16 protein-coding genes are annotated in these 13,517 nt (G+C 66.3%); 6 read left to right on the forward strand and 10 right to left on the reverse strand.

Annotated elements, in window-relative coordinates:
- The first annotated feature begins 7 nt into the window (after positions 1-7).
- The 3 genes from DLM85_RS17580 to DLM85_RS17590 are packed head-to-tail and all read left to right on the forward strand — an operon-like array spanning position 8 to position 1,957.
- A complete protein-coding gene (locus tag DLM85_RS17580) occupies positions 8-412 on the forward strand; it encodes a hypothetical protein (protein WP_133257124.1) in 405 nt (134 codons plus the stop codon).
- A gap of 44 nt (positions 413-456) precedes the next feature.
- A complete protein-coding gene (locus DLM85_RS25550) occupies positions 457-633 on the forward strand; it encodes a hypothetical protein (RefSeq protein WP_165822186.1) in 177 nt (58 codons plus the stop codon).
- Positions 634-673: 40 nt separating this feature from the next.
- Positions 674-1,957, forward strand: a complete 1,284-nt coding sequence (locus DLM85_RS17590; RefSeq protein WP_111479439.1) for a protoporphyrinogen/coproporphyrinogen oxidase — start codon at positions 674-676, stop codon at positions 1,955-1,957.
- 6 nt (positions 1,958-1,963) lie between these two features.
- On the opposite strand, the gene DLM85_RS17595 is transcribed toward DLM85_RS17590, so the two are convergent.
- From DLM85_RS17595 to DLM85_RS26060, 9 genes are all read right to left on the reverse strand, one after another.
- Entirely contained in the window at positions 1,964-2,422 is a 459-nt protein-coding gene (locus DLM85_RS17595; RefSeq protein ID WP_111479440.1) for a hypothetical protein, read from the reverse strand.
- A 179-nt stretch (positions 2,423-2,601) separates the two neighbouring features.
- Entirely contained in the window at positions 2,602-3,888 is a 1,287-nt protein-coding gene (locus DLM85_RS17600; protein ID WP_111479441.1) for an erythromycin esterase family protein, read from the reverse strand.
- 121 nt (positions 3,889-4,009) lie between these two features.
- Entirely contained in the window at positions 4,010-4,351 is a 342-nt protein-coding gene (locus tag DLM85_RS17605; protein ID WP_111479442.1) for a hypothetical protein, read from the reverse strand.
- A gap of 140 nt (positions 4,352-4,491) precedes the next feature.
- On the reverse strand, positions 4,492-4,680 hold the full coding sequence (locus DLM85_RS17610; RefSeq protein WP_111479443.1) for a FeoB-associated Cys-rich membrane protein: 189 nt from the start codon (positions 4,678-4,680) through the stop codon (positions 4,492-4,494).
- A gap of 202 nt (positions 4,681-4,882) precedes the next feature.
- Positions 4,883-5,593, reverse strand: a complete 711-nt coding sequence (locus DLM85_RS17615) for a pirin family protein (protein ID WP_111479444.1) — start codon at positions 5,591-5,593, stop codon at positions 4,883-4,885.
- Positions 5,594-5,701: 108 nt separating this feature from the next.
- Entirely contained in the window at positions 5,702-6,292 is a 591-nt protein-coding gene (locus DLM85_RS17620) for a nitroreductase family protein (RefSeq protein WP_111479445.1), read from the reverse strand.
- A 65-nt stretch (positions 6,293-6,357) separates the two neighbouring features.
- Positions 6,358-6,990, reverse strand: coding sequence for a thioredoxin family protein (locus DLM85_RS17625; protein ID WP_111479446.1), 633 nt, complete (start codon positions 6,988-6,990; stop codon positions 6,358-6,360).
- A 96-nt stretch (positions 6,991-7,086) separates the two neighbouring features.
- Positions 7,087-7,566, reverse strand: a complete 480-nt coding sequence (locus DLM85_RS17630) for a DinB family protein (RefSeq protein WP_111479447.1) — start codon at positions 7,564-7,566, stop codon at positions 7,087-7,089.
- A gap of 89 nt (positions 7,567-7,655) precedes the next feature.
- Positions 7,656-8,126, reverse strand: coding sequence for a DUF6970 domain-containing protein (locus DLM85_RS26060; protein WP_243636022.1), 471 nt, complete (start codon positions 8,124-8,126; stop codon positions 7,656-7,658).
- A 101-nt stretch (positions 8,127-8,227) separates the two neighbouring features.
- Here DLM85_RS26060 and DLM85_RS17640 point away from each other — a divergent pair, with 101 nt between their 5' ends.
- Both DLM85_RS17640 and recJ read left to right on the forward strand, forming a co-directional pair.
- Positions 8,228-8,782, forward strand: a complete 555-nt coding sequence (locus tag DLM85_RS17640) for an RNA 2'-phosphotransferase (RefSeq protein ID WP_111479448.1) — start codon at positions 8,228-8,230, stop codon at positions 8,780-8,782.
- Positions 8,783-9,266: 484 nt separating this feature from the next.
- Entirely contained in the window at positions 9,267-11,009 is a 1,743-nt protein-coding gene (gene recJ, locus DLM85_RS17645; RefSeq protein WP_111479449.1) for a single-stranded-DNA-specific exonuclease RecJ, read from the forward strand.
- 77 nt (positions 11,010-11,086) lie between these two features.
- Here recJ and DLM85_RS17650 read toward each other — a convergent pair whose 3' ends face one another.
- On the reverse strand, positions 11,087-11,491 hold the full coding sequence (locus DLM85_RS17650; protein WP_111479450.1) for a DoxX family protein: 405 nt from the start codon (positions 11,489-11,491) through the stop codon (positions 11,087-11,089).
- A gap of 157 nt (positions 11,492-11,648) precedes the next feature.
- Between DLM85_RS17650 and DLM85_RS17655 the strand changes: the two genes are divergently transcribed.
- On the forward strand, positions 11,649-13,511 hold the full coding sequence (locus DLM85_RS17655) for a M61 family metallopeptidase (protein ID WP_111479451.1): 1,863 nt from the start codon (positions 11,649-11,651) through the stop codon (positions 13,509-13,511).
- Positions 13,512-13,517: the final 6 nt, after the last annotated feature.

The following is a 13,517-nucleotide window of genomic DNA, read 5'->3' on the forward strand; positions in this document are numbered from 1 at the left end:
CCCCGCCGTGGCAGCAAGCCTGACGCCCAGCCTGTTGAGCCGCCTGGCCGCGGCTACCCACCGCGGGGAATACCTGTGCCTGGACGAGTCGTTGCTGGTGCTGCCCCTCGTGGCCGAGCCGCCGGCCTCCTGGGACTTGCTCGACCGTCGTGAGCCAGGACTGCTGGAGGACTTGCGGGACCTGCTGCGGGACGTGGAAGATTGGTGGCTGAGCTTGCAGAATATGTTTTCCGATGCGGCCCGGCCGGTGGTCATCGGTACCCTGGTGCTGAGCCCGGAGGCCGCCTACCGGGAGCTGGACGGGCAGTGGGAGCAGCAGCTCTTATCTGCCGCCACGCCGCTGCGCCTGGGGTACTACGGTTATTCGCCCGAGCCTTACCAATCCGCCCGCTACGGCAGCGGGCCCCGGTAGCCAACCGCCTGCAGATCGGCCCCTGGCCCGCCTACGGGGTGCTGGTGCGGCAGCGCGCCGATGAACGGCGGCTCGGGCGGCTGTTGCAGGCCTGGTACGAGCGGCGCCTGCCGCTGCGGGAAACCTACCGGGGCCAGCCGGCCCTGCTGCTGCGCCACAATCTGAGCTACGAAGACCTCCAGGCTTTCCGGCAGCGCTACGGCGTGAAGCTCTCCGAATAGAAGCCCAACCTTCGCGGCGGTTTTGCAGTTTGGGCAGGGTATGAACGCCGTCGACTCCACTCCGCAAGCTCCCGTCCTCATCATCGGTGCCGGCATGGCCGGGCTCACCTGCGCCTGCTACCTGCACCGCGCCGGGCGCCCGGTGCAGGTGCTCGAAGCCGCCGACGCCGTGGGCGGCCGCGTGCGCACCGACCTTACGCCCGACGGCTTCCGCCTCGACCACGGCTTCCAGATCCTGCTCACCCGCTACCCCGAGGTGCAGCGCCTCATCGACTACGGCGCCCTGCAGCTGCAGCCCTTCACTTCCGGCGCCGTCATCCGCCTGCCCGATGGCCGGCAAACGACCTTGCGCAACCCGCTGCGGCAGCCGCTGCGCGGTATAGCGGCGGCTACCGCGCCCATCGGCAGCTGGGCCGACAAGCTGCGGCTGGTGAGCCTGGCCCAGCACGTGAAGCAGCACCGCGCGGAAGAACTGCTGGCCCGCCCCGCCACCGACACGCTTACCTTCCTGCGGCGCTACGGCTGGAGCGAGCAGATGATTGAAACGTTCTTCCGGCCCTTCTTCGGCGGCATCTACCTCGACCGGGAGCTGACCACGGCCAGCAACTTCTTCGAGTTCGTGTTCAAGCAGTTCGTGGAGGGCGACGCCGCCCTGCCGGCCCGCGGCATGCAGGAAATTCCGCGGCAGCTGGCCGCCCGCCTGCCCGCCGAGGCCGTGCAGCTGCACACCCGCGTAGCCGCCATCGAAGGCAATACGGTGCGCCTCACCGACGGCCGCACGCTGCAGGGTAGCGCCGTGGTGCTGGCCACCGACGGCCCCGCCGCCTACCAACTGCTACCTGCCCTGACGGCCAATGAGCCCACCGCCTCGCGCCGCACTACCTGCACTTACTTCGCCGTTGATGGCCCTTCGCCCGGGCGCGGCGACAAGCTGCTGCGCCTCAATGCTGCCCCCGGCGCCCTGGCCCACAACGTGGCCTTCCCCAGCGACGTGGCTCCCGAGTACGCCCCGGCCGGGCAGGCCCTGATATCGGTGAGTACCCACGGTGCCCACGGCCTCAGCGACGACGCCCTGGCCCAGCGGCTGCGGCAGGAGCTGACCAACTGGTTCGGGGCGGCGGCCAACAGCTGGCGTCGCCTGGGCACCTACCACATCGAGCACGCGCTGCCGGTGTACGAGGCCGGGCCGGCACGCGAAACGGCCCAGCAGCCGCGGCGGCTGGCCGAGGGCCTCTACCGCTGCGGCGACTGGGCCGCCTATCCGTCGCTAAACGCCGCTATGGCCACGGGCCGGGAAGTGGCCGAAGCTATTCTGGGCGCCTAGCGGGGCTTATTCGTCTTCGTCGGTAGCTTTGCGGCTCGCCTTGCGGGCGGCCTCGGTGTTGGGCACGTGCTGCTGCCCGGCGCGGGAGCCGGCCTGTTTTTTCTCGTTGGTGGCCTTGCGTTGGTTGGGCGTGAGGTCGGTCCAGGCCTGCTTGGGCAAGTAGCGGGTGGTGCCGCCCTCGCGCTCGGCGGGTTTGCCATCCGATGTCTGCCAGTCCTGCTGGGTCCAGTCCTGCAGGTGCTGCTGCCCGGCGCTGCGCTTGGCGAAGGTGTAGCCCCCGCCGGACTGCCGGTATTCCTGGGCCAGCAGCTGGGCTTTGCGGGCGCTCCACTCGCCGGGGGCGCCGCCCCGGTCACCGGCCATTATTTCGTCTTTCAGTCGCTCACGCAGCTCGGGATGGGTGTAGATGCGGGCGGTCGGGGAGGCCTTGGCGTGGTGGGCGGAGGCGGAATGCTTCTTATCCATGCGGCTTGGCTGAAAATAGTGAGGGAGTAGTTAACGCATTGATGAATAATTGGTTGCTGCAGGTGGTGGCAATGGCTTAGCCGGGCATAGCCCAAGCTCAACCATTGCGGCGGGCTGTTTTGCGCACCGCCCAAAGCCCGGCCTGAGGCAGGCCGGGCTTTGGGCGGTGCGGCGTTGATTTACACGCCCCAGGGGTACAAATCCGGCGGCACGTGCTCGTTGGCAGGGGTGGGCAGGGGGTGCAGGGCCCGGGTCTGATCGAGGTAGAGAAAGGCGTCGTAACGTTCGGGCACCACGGTGGGCACGTAGTTGCCGTACTTCTCGCGCTCGGGCCGGTACACTACGCCGATGGCGCGGTGGTTCAGGTGGTCTTGCAGGGCCGGCAGCGGGCGCAGCTCCGAGGAAAGCAGCAGCGCGTCCTTGCCGATGTCGGTGTGCAGCAGCGCTTCCCAGGAGTTGGGCCGGGCCTCGGGTACGCGCATCTGCTCCAGCGGCGCGCCCCAGCTTTTGCCCGCAATGACCGAGCCCTGGTACGAGCCGAAGCCCACGATGTACACGTTGTCGCGGCCGAACTGCTGGCGGGCCAGCTGGCCCACGTTCACCATGCCATCGGCCACCATGTCGGTGTAGCGCGCGTCGCCCACGTGGGTGTTGTGCTCCCACACAATGGCCTTGCTCTCGGGGCCGTGCAGCTCCAGCAGGCGAGTGAGGGTTTCCATCATGTGATGGTCGCGCACGTTCCACGACGAGCCGCCGCCGCGCAGCATGGCCTTGTAGTAGCGCTCGGCATTCACGGCCACCAGTGCGTTCTGCTCGGCGGCAAATTCGATTTCCACGGCCAGCCCGTCGGGGTTGGTGGCGGGCGTGCGGCGCTGCAGGGTGCGCAGCATGGTCAGCACTTCGTCTTCGCAGTCCTTGCTCACGAAGGCCACGGCCTCGGCGTACTCCTGCGGGTCGGCGCTGTAGGGCTCGAAGCACTTGTAGGCCCGCTGGGCGGCCAGCGCGGCGGCGTCGCCCTTGCGCCCGGCGTACTGCATGATCTGCTCCAAGGACTCCCAGAGCGAGTACACGTCGAGGCCGTAGAAACCGGCCTTCTGCGGGGGCAGCAGCGGCGAGTTGTGGCGCCACAGCCAGTCGACCAGCGCGGCCGTTTCCCAGTTGCCCCACATCCAGGTGGGCCAGCGGTTGAAGGTCTGCAGCAGCTGCGCGGGCGGTTGGCCGTCGTGGGGCTGCTTGATGGCCACGTTCACCTCGAAGCAATCGGGCCAGTCGCCCTCCACGGCCACGAAGCTGAAGCCCTTCTCCTCGATCAGGCGCCGGGTAATGGCCGCCCGCCAGGTGTAGTACTCGTGGGTGCCGTGGGAGGCTTCGCCCAGCAGCACCACGCGGGCGTCGCCGATCTGGGCCAGCAGCGGGTCGAGGTCGGCCGCCGAGTGCAGGGGATGGTGTGGTAATTGGGTTGGCATAACTCGGAAAGCAATAGGTGATGAACGCGCAAGCCGCGCCGCCCACGGCGCCTTCCCTGGCGGGAAAACACATCCGGTGGCGGCGCGGCTAGGCTAAAAAGGCGGGTAAGGGAGCGGGCGGCTACTTGTGAGCCTTGTCGAGGTTTTTGCCCAGGTCCTCGACCCGGCGCAGAAACGCATCGGTGTCGGCGTCGGCGTAGGTGCCGAAGCCGTTGGAAATGGTGCCGCGGGTGCCGTCGTGGGCCTCGATGGCGTAGAGAATCGACATGTCGTCGGGGTCCGACTCGCCCTCGAAGCGGTAGAAGTCCACGATGGTTACTTCCTCGGCGCTGTAGGTCTTCTGGCTTTCGTCGTCGATGGTTTGCAGGCGCCCGTCGGTTACTTTAAAATCCTTGACGAAGCCGTCGTCGCACAGTTTTTTCTCGACGTTGACGAGCGACCGTTCTTGCTCTTTGTCTTGCATAACGTGGGGTGCTTTGGAGTAGGGAATTTGAGAGAAGGAAGCCGGGCGGGCCCGAAAACGCCCTGCCCCGCCCGGGCTATACGCAGCCACAGGCGGGGCGGGTTATATGGACGAATTAAAATGTTTAACCGTCCGCGGCGTCAGCGCTGATGCTGAGCTTTTTCGATGGTGCGCTGCAGCGCCTCCACGTCGATGGCGCTGCAGGCCCCGCCGCAGCCCTTGGGGCAGCCGCCCTCCGATTTGGCGAAGAAGCTCTGCCACAGGCGCCGGCCCATGTAAAAGGCCGCCCCGAGGAAGAGCGCGAGGATGATGAATTGTTGGACGAGCATAACGAGCACAAAACTAGCCAGTAGCCGGAAAAGTTGCCGAATTGCTGAGGCTGTGTGGACAGTAAGCCAAAAGCACGTCATGCTGAGCGAAGTCGAAGCATGACGTGCTGGAGGAATCATTCAACGTCAGCACGCGAGATGTCTCGATCCTTGCTTGATGCGCAACATGCTCGACATGACGTGCCTTTTCAGGCGGACCGTATCAGTGATTGATCGGCGCCTCGATGATCAGGAACTGGCTTTCCTCGGTGCATTCAATGCGAAACTCGCTGGTGCCCCAGATGCCCAGCGCGTCGCGCCGCGGCACTACTTCGCCCTCGATGCGCACTTCGCCCTCCATCACGAACACGAACACGCACTTGTTGGTCGGGTTCAGAGCGTAAGCCACCGCGTTGCCGGCCTCGAAGTAGCCCAGGCTCAGGCGGGCGTTCTGGTTGATCCAGCAGTGGGCCTGGCCTTCCTCGTTCGAGACGATGGTGGTGAGCTGGTTGTGGCGCTTCGCGCGCGGGAAGGCGCGGCGCTGGTAGCGCGGGTTGATGTTCTGCAGCTTGGGCTCAATCCAGATCTGCAGGAAGTTCACCTCGTCGTCGCCCACGTTGTGCTCTTCGTGGCGCAGCCCCGCGCCGGCACTCATGATCTGCACCCAGTCCTGCTCCACCACTTCCTTGTAGCCCAGCGAGTCGATGTGGTTCATCTTGCCCGCCAGCATCACCGAAATGATTTCCATGTTCTGGTGCGGGTGAATACCGAAGCCGCCCGCGGCCTGCACGTAGTCGTCGTTGAACACGCGCAGCAGCCCGAAGCCGGCGCGCACCGGGTTGGGGTAGGAGCTGAAGCTGAACGTGAAGTTGCTCTGCAGCCAGCCGATGTCTTTCAGGCCGCGCTCGGCCGCGGGGAAGCGTTGGAAGTGCATAGGGTTGGGGGCTAGGAAACGATGCAGAGACGCGCCTTGGCGTCTTCCCGCGTTGGGGTAGGAGTTTGGGAAGTTACGGCCCTGCATCGGCGACGCAAGGCTACGTCCCTATTGCGGCAGCTGATTTTCGAACACAAACTCGCTGAGCGGCTTGCGGGAGCGGGGCGCCAGCTCGCGCGAGCGGAAGGGCTCTTCGAGCTGCTCGGCCTCGCCCACGTAGCCCAACGCCAGGAAGGTGGCCGGCTCCAGGTCGGCGGGCAGGTGCAGGGCCTGCTGGGTCTTGGCCAGGTCGAAGCCGCCCATCACGTGGCCGTGAATGCCCATGCTGGCGGCCTGCAGCAGCAGGTTGGCGGTGGCCAGGCCGGTGTCGTGCAGGTAGTGACGGTTAGGGGCATTGTTGGCGCCCATGGTTTTGCGGGCCAGCACCACCACCAGCACGGCGGCGTGCTGAGCCCAGGGCTGGTTGCCGGGCAGCAGGCAGTCCCATAGCTTCTGAAAGGCCTCCGTCTGCTCGCGGTGGGCGTAAATGAAGCGCCAGGGCTGCTCGTTCATGGCGCTGGGCGCCCAGGCCGCGGCCTCGAAGAGGGTGCGCAGGTCGTCGTCATTGAGGGGCTGCGCGGTGAAGGCCCGCGGGCTCCAGCGGTGCTTAATCAGGTCGACGACGGGGTAATGGGTTTGGGCGTGCTTGTGAGCAGACATGCAGAAAAGAAAAGGCGGTAGCCGGAGCGGCCCGCCGGTAAACGTCGGAAAAAAGAACGGGGTGCTTACGCGAACTGCCGGAGCAGGCCCACCAGCTCCTGCTGGGTGCTGCGGGTTTTGTCTTTGGCGTACCAGGCATGCACGCGCTCGGCGTACTCTTCGTGGGTAGCGCCCTGGGCCTTAAGCTCCAGCAACAGCGCCTGGGCTTCGGCCGGGCGCGGGCCCCAGTGGGTTACTTCGGTCAGCGTATCGGCCCGCAGCACCACCAGCTTCGGAATGGAGCGGCTGACGCCGCCGGTGAGGTAGCGGTCCATCAGGTCCGGGTGTTCGTCGCGCAGCAGGTAGCGGGTGCTCAGGTGGCCGCCGCTGGCCCGGGCAATGGCGTCGATGACGGGCACCAGCTGGGCCGCGTCGCCGCACCAGCCCTCGGTAATCACCAGCCACACGTACCGGCCCTGCAGGCGGGCCAGCTCGGTCGTCACCTCGGGCAGCAGCTGCACCGTCTTGTCGAGGCGCGACATGCGCTGCTCGTTCAGCTTGGCGTAGTGCAGCAGCGCCTCCGACTGGTGGGGGCCGGTGGTGCGGCCCTGGGCCAGCAGCTCGTCGATCAGCTGGCGGTAGGCGGCGTAGGAGTAGGCCGAAGCCAGGCGCTCGGGTGTGAGCACGGCCGGGGCGGCGGAAGCAGGCGAGGAGGACATAGGCGAAGCGGCGGCGGGTCGGGGTAAGTCAGCAAAAAACCCTTCCGGGGGCGGAAGGGTTTTGGCCGGGCGGTGAGCTGCAGGAAAGCGCGGCGGCTAGGCCTGCCCGGCCAGCTCGCGACAGTAGGTAATAAAGTCGGTGTTGATGGGCTCCAGGCCGCTTTCGCGCAGGGTGGTGGCCACCTGGGCGCGGTGGTAGTTGGCGTGCACGCACACGTGGGTCAGGATGTCCGATACCTGGCTGTCGTAGCTGTTGCCCTGCGAGTTGGCGTAGCTGATCATGCGCGTCATTTCCGCATCGTCGGCCTGTTGCATGTATTGGTGCAGCGAGGGCGACGTCCGCTGGTGCAGCTTGTGCAGGCCGGCCAGGTCGTGCTCCTGCCACACCTTCACCGGGCTCTGGGTGCCGGTAAGGCGGGCCAGCCAGATGGCTTGCGCGTTGAGCAGGTGCGAGAACAGGCGCAGCGCCCGGGCCGGCAGCTCGGCGCCGGTGGCCACAATGCCGTCGAGGTGCGTGAGCAGCTTGGCGTTGGCCCACACGTTGTAGGCACCGAGCTTTTCGATGGTGTTGATCATATGTGAAATAGTGAAATGGTGAGATGGTGAGTTTGATGTTCGGGAGGTCAGCACGACACTCACCAGTTCACCATCTCACCAGTTCACCGTCAGCGCGGGTCTTGCCAGATGAGTTGTTCGGCGGTTCGGTTTTTTTCAAAGTCGGCGCATTTCCCGTCGCCGCGGCCGGTGATGCCGCCGTCGGGGGCGCAGAGCACGTTGCCTTTGGCGTCGTAGAGCGTCGTGTACTGGTCGCAGCAGGGCGACGTCTCGTAGTACACCGTCTGGCCGCGGTACTGGTAGCTCAGAATGCGGATGCGTGGGTTTTCGGCCTTGGCGTTCAGGTGGGCCTGAATCTTGTCGTCCAGCCACTTGGGCCGGTTGCGCTGGTCGAAGGGAATGTCCTTGACGCTGGTTTCGGGCACGGGCACATTGGTGGGCGTGGTCGTCGGGGCGGGCGTCGAGGGGTTGGCCGTGGCCCGCGGCTCCGAGGTATCGGTGGGCGTGGTCAGGTCGACATGGCGGGCGCAGGCACCGGTCCACAGCAGGGCGGCGCAGGCTAAAGCGGCAACGGAGCGCATAGGCTTCTGGCGAGGAAAGGGCGGCAAATGTACAAGCGGCGGGTAAAAGAAACCGACCCGCGCTTACCTTACGGCAGTTTGCCTACGTAATTCCGCCCCGCATGGCTACTTCCGCCGCCCCCGACCCGCTGCGCCACCTCAGCAAGTTTCTCTCCCTGGTCCTGCGCCACCAGCCCCAGACCATCGGCCTCTCCCTCGACGCGGCCGGCTGGGCCGACGTCGACGACCTGCTGCAGCGCCTAAGCCAGCACGGCCACCCCACCGACCGCGCCCAGCTGCAGCAACTGGTGGCCGGCAGCGACAAGCAGCGCTTCGCCCTCAGCCCCGACGGCCGGCGCATCCGCGCCAACCAGGGCCATTCGGTGCCGGTGGAGCTGGGCTACACCCCCCAGGCGCCGCCCGAGCTGCTCTACCACGGCACCGCCACCCGCCACCTGGCGGCCATCCGGGCCGAGGGCCTGCGCCGCGGCGAGCGGCACCACGTGCATCTCTCGCCCGACGCCGACACGGCCCACCGCGTGGGCCAGCGCCACGGCAGCCCGGTGGTTCTCACGGTGCGCGCCGGCGACCTGCACCGCCAGGGCCATCCGTTCTTCGTGTCCGACAACGGGGTGTGGCTCACCGAAGCCGTGCCGCCGCAGTTCTTGGGGGAGTAGCCGGAAGCCGCTGGCGCCCAGGCGCGCGGCTGAAGTGCACAGCGCGTGACTCGTGCCTTTTAATGAATGGGTGGAAGTCTCCGGACTCCCGGCCGCTAGCGGCGGCCATTCGGAACCGGGCCTTTGGAATGGTTAAAGTAACTCCTTCAAGTCGTTCCGGAGCCGGGAGTCGCAGACTCCCCTGCATCGGACGACACGAGTCGCGCGCTGCGCGCGGCAGACGCGCGCCAGCACCGAGCGTTGTTCAGCCGGGTCTACCCGAAAAACACAAACATCAGCCCCAGGGCTACGATGAACACCAGGTACATCAGCCCATCGGTGAGGATGTACTGCCGATAGCGGCGGTAAAAGTCGCGGAGGCGTTGCATAACGAGAGAGGGGCGGGGCGAGCGGCAAAGGTACGCCGCCCGGGCTGCGAGCGGGCCCCGGGCGGTGGAATCCCAAGGTTTTCTTCTTACTTTTGAAGATAACGCCGTCCCCACCCATGCTGAAACGTTGGATTCGTAAGCCCACGCCCGACCCGGAACAGGTCCGTCACCTTTCCGAGGCCCTGCGCGTCAACGAAGCCATTATCAGCCTGCTGTGTCAGCGCGGCATCGGCACCTACGCCGAGGCCAAATCCTACTTTCGCCCCGACCTGGCGGAGCTGCCCGACCCCATGCTCATGCGCGACATGGACCGGGCCGTGCAGCGCCTGACTGACGCGCTGTTTCGGGAGGAAAAAGTGCTGGTGTACGGCGACTACGACGTGGACGGCACCACCTCCGTGGCCCTGGTCTACTCGTACCTGCGCACCCTGTTCGGCCCGGCCCGCATCGATTACTACATTCCGGACCGCTACCTCGAAGGCTACGGCATTTCAACCATCGGCATCGACTGGGCGGCCAAAAACGGCTACAAGCTCATCGTGGCGCTGGACTGCGGGGTGAAGTCGGTCGACAAAATCAGCTACGCCGTGGAAAAGGGCGTGGACTTTATCGTGTGTGACCACCACTTGCCCGGCGACGAGCTGCCGCCGGCCGTGGCCGTGCTCGACCCCAAGCGCCCCGACTGCCCGTACCCCTACAAGGAGCTGTCGGGCTGCGGCGTGGGCTTCAAGCTGATGCAGGCCCTGTGCCAGAGCCAGGGCTTCGACGAGCAGCCGCTGCTGGAGCTGCTGGATTTGCTGGCCGTCAGCATCGCCGCCGACATCGTGCCCATCACCGGCGAAAACCGCCTGCTGATGTACCACGGGCTGCGCCGCCTGAACGACCCGACCATCGAGACGCGGCCCGGGCTGTACGCGCTGCGGCAGCTGGCCGGCCTGCGCGAGGGGCCGCTGAACGTGAGCAGCCTGGTGTTCGGCTTCGCCCCGCGCATCAACGCCGCCGGCCGCCTCGGCGACGCCAAACGCTCGGTGGCCATGCTGCTGAGCGAAACCGCCGAGCAGGCCCTGGCCACCGCCAGCGTGGTGGACCAGACCAACACCGAGCGCCGCGGCTTCGATACGCGCATCACCGAGGAGGCCCTGCAGATGATTGAGCAGGACGAGCTGCTGCGCACCTCCCGCTCCACGGTGCTCTTCAAGCAGGACTGGCACAAGGGCGTCATCGGTATCGTGGCCTCGCGCTGCCTCGACAAGTACTACCGCCCCACCGTCATCCTCACCGAATCCAACGGCAAGGCTACCGGCTCGGCCCGCTCGGTGGTGGGCTTCGACGTGCACCAGGCCATTGTGGAGTGCTCCGACCTGCTGGAGCAGTTCGGCGGGCACATGTACGCGGCCGGCCTCACTTTGCCGCTGGAAAACGTGCCCGAGTTCCGCCGCCGCTTCGAGGCCGTGGTGTCGTCGCGCCTCACCGACGAGCAGATGATTCCGCCGGTTGATATCGACCTGCCCCTGCGCCTGCGCGAGGTGACGTGGGGCTTCTACAACCTGCTGCACCAGATGGAGCCCTTCGGCCCGGGCAACAGCAGCCCGGTGTTTGAGTCGCAGCAGGTGTACGCGGTGCCCGGCTCGGTGAAAATCGTGGGCAACTCCCACCTCAAGCTCACGCTGATGCAGGAGGATTCCAGCCCCATCGAGGCCATCGGCTTCGGGCTGGCCGAGCACTTCGCCCGCATTGCCCAGGGCCAGCCCTTCAGCGTGTGCTACAACGTGGACGTGAACGAGTGGCGTGGGCACAAGTCCCTGCAGCTGCGGTTGAAGGACATCGGCTGGGGCGACGTGGAAGCGTCTGCCTCATAGCGCGACCGTTCCGTTGGCGTGTCGTTGCTGACTCGTGGACGTTCGTCGTGCCAGAATACGCGAACGGAAAGCTCGCGCTACAAGCGTTGCCGCAGCGCATCCAGGCTCCAAGGGCCGGCGCCGGCGGCTACGTAGTACAGAAACACGAAGCAGTAGAGTACCGCCAGCTCGCCGCCGTTCTGAATCGGGAGCAGGGCCTGGGCGGCGTGGGCCTGGAAGTAGGCCACGGCCATCGTGCCGGAGAGCAGGAAGGCCACCGGGCGGGTAAACAGCCCGAGCAGAAACAGCAGGCCGCCCCCGAATTCCAGCACCCCGGCCAGCCCCATCTGCGACAGCAGCTCGACGCTGCCATGCTCGCTGGGTGGCAGGTTGAACAGCTTCTGCGAGCCGTGCCACAAAAACAAAAAGCCCACGACGATGCGCAGCACGCTCAGCAGGCGCGGCGCCCAGGTGGTAACAACGGAAGCATTCAGGGTGGCCATGAGCGGGTGCGGGCTTGGTAGATACTGCCCTGCTACGGGCCACCCGCGGCCGATGTTGGTTTGCCGCCGCCCCCCCGGTGCAGCAGCTTTGGCCGTTTGTGCGTTATTATAGCCCGCGCCGCCGCCCTACATTAGCCCGCGGCTTATTCTTCTGCCCATGAAACTGACCTTATTCGGCGCCGGCTTCGGCGCGCTGGTATCCCTGGCCGCGCAGGCCCAAAGCCCCGGCAACTCCTACCGCATCAGCGTGAATACCCAGGCGGCGGCCTCGGCCGATCAGCTGCGCATCGTGGTGAACACCCCGCCGGTGCGCGAGGAGCAGGTGACTTACGTGATGCCCAGCGTTATTCCCGGCTCGTACTCGAAGAAGGACTACGGCCGCTTCGTGCAGAACTTCGCGGCCTACGACGATAAGGGCAAGAAGCTGAAGTTCAGGCGCGAAGGCCAGAACCTGTTCGTCATCGACAAAGCCCAGAAGCTGCGGCGCCTGGAGTACACCGTCGACGACACCTGGGACGCCAAGCAGGACGAGGGCTACATCTTCCAGCCCGGCGGCACCAACTTCGACGCCTCGCCCCGGCACCCCAACTACGTGCTCAACCACTACGGCCTCTACGGCTACCTCGAAGGCTACAAGATGCTGCCCTACGAGGTGAAGGTGCAGCACGCGCCCGAGCTGTACGCCGCCACCGGCCTGCCCGCCAGCCGCACCAGCACCGAGGACACCTTCACCGCCGACTCCTACGTGACCCTGGCCGACGGCCCCATCCTCTACAGCAAGGCCGACACGGTCAGCTTCGTGGCCGGGGGGGCGCGCATCGGCGTGGCGGTGGTGTCGGAAACGGGGAAGGTGCGGGCCCGGCAGGTGGCCGAAACCGTGCGGCCCATGGCCGAGGCGCTGGGCCGGTTTTTCGGGCAGATGCCGGTGCCGCGCTACCAGTTCCTGATGTACTTCCCCGATTACCAGACTTCTACGGTGGTCAACCGCCAGACCGGCGGCTTCGGGGCCATGGAGCACAGCTACTCCTCGGTGTACTTCCTGCCCGAGCGCGACGACCCGACGGCCATGAACGAGATGGTGCGCGAGGTGGCCTCGCACGAGTTTCTGCACATGCTGGCCCCGCTCAACATTCACTCGCGCGAAATCGGCGAGTTCGATTTCCGCGACCCGAAAATGTCGCAGCACCTCTGGCTGTACGAGGGCGTGACCGAGTACTTTGCCCACCTGATGCAGGTGCAGGCCGGGCTCACCACGGAGGAGCAGTTTCGCAAAACCATGCGCGAAAAGGTGCAGGATGCCAGCAAGTACCCCACCGGCGTGTCGTTCACCGAAATGAGCCGGCGCATCCTCGAAAAGCCCTACGACGCGATGTACGAGAACGTGTACAAGAAGGGCGCCCTCATCGGCCTGCTGCTCGACATCCGCATTCAGGAGCTGACCAAGGGCCAGAAAAGCCTGCGCGACGTGCTGCTCGCCCTGCGCCAGAAATACGGCCCCACCCGCTCCTTCGAGGACGCGCAGCTGATTCCGGAAGTGGTGGCCCTCACGCACCCGCAGGTGCAGGAGTTTTTCGACCGCTACGTCATCGGCACCGAGGCGCTGCCCCTGCAGGAGTACCTGAGCAAAATCGGCTGGAACTACGCCGACCGGGCCCCGGCCAAGGTGAAGGCCTTCGGGCAGATCGGCTTCGCCTACGACGAGAAAAAGCAGGAATTCAAGGCCGTGAACGTGAAGCCCGAAACCAACGCCTTCGGCCTGCAGCCCGGCGACGTCATCGTGGCCGTCGACGGGCGGCCCGTGAGCATGCAGAACGCCGAGCTGCTGCTGCGCCCCCTCGTTGATGAGCCCACCTCCGACGCGGCCGTGCGCCTGACCGTGCGCCGCGGCACGGCCACCGCCGAGGCCGAAGGCAAGCCCCGCGAGTACGACGTGGAAATTCCGTTCTACCTGGCCCCCAGCGCCACGCCCACGCCCGAGCAGCTGGCTCTGCGCCAGCAACTGCTCGGCAAGCGGGGCTGATACACC

The organism is Hymenobacter edaphi, from assembly GCF_003258365.1.
GTDB classification, from domain to species: domain Bacteria; phylum Bacteroidota; class Bacteroidia; order Cytophagales; family Hymenobacteraceae; genus Solirubrum; species Solirubrum edaphi.

Coding starts and splice junctions, on each gene's coding strand:
- DLM85_RS17625 (WP_111479446.1), bottom strand. CDS start 6,990: ATGTCCTCCTCGCCTGCTTCCGCCGCCCCGGCCGTGCTCACACCCGAG.
- DLM85_RS17640 (WP_111479448.1), top strand. CDS start 8,228: ATGGCTACTTCCGCCGCCCCCGACCCGCTGCGCCACCTCAGCAAGTTT.
- DLM85_RS17630 (WP_111479447.1), bottom strand. CDS start 7,566: ATGATCAACACCATCGAAAAGCTCGGTGCCTACAACGTGTGGGCCAAC.
- DLM85_RS17600 (WP_111479441.1), bottom strand. CDS start 3,888: ATGCCAACCCAATTACCACACCATCCCCTGCACTCGGCGGCCGACCTC.
- DLM85_RS17590 (WP_111479439.1), top strand. CDS start 674: ATGAACGCCGTCGACTCCACTCCGCAAGCTCCCGTCCTCATCATCGGT.
- recJ (WP_111479449.1), top strand. CDS start 9,267: ATGCTGAAACGTTGGATTCGTAAGCCCACGCCCGACCCGGAACAGGTC.
- DLM85_RS17655 (WP_111479451.1), top strand. CDS start 11,649: ATGAAACTGACCTTATTCGGCGCCGGCTTCGGCGCGCTGGTATCCCTG.
- DLM85_RS17595 (WP_111479440.1), bottom strand. CDS start 2,422: ATGGATAAGAAGCATTCCGCCTCCGCCCACCACGCCAAGGCCTCCCCG.
- DLM85_RS17605 (WP_111479442.1), bottom strand. CDS start 4,351: ATGCAAGACAAAGAGCAAGAACGGTCGCTCGTCAACGTCGAGAAAAAA.
- DLM85_RS17610 (WP_111479443.1), bottom strand. CDS start 4,680: ATGCTCGTCCAACAATTCATCATCCTCGCGCTCTTCCTCGGGGCGGCC.
- DLM85_RS17650 (WP_111479450.1), bottom strand. CDS start 11,491: ATGGCCACCCTGAATGCTTCCGTTGTTACCACCTGGGCGCCGCGCCTG.
- DLM85_RS17620 (WP_111479445.1), bottom strand. CDS start 6,292: ATGTCTGCTCACAAGCACGCCCAAACCCATTACCCCGTCGTCGACCTG.
- DLM85_RS17615 (WP_111479444.1), bottom strand. CDS start 5,593: ATGCACTTCCAACGCTTCCCCGCGGCCGAGCGCGGCCTGAAAGACATC.
- DLM85_RS26060 (WP_243636022.1), bottom strand. CDS start 8,126: ATGCGCTCCGTTGCCGCTTTAGCCTGCGCCGCCCTGCTGTGGACCGGT.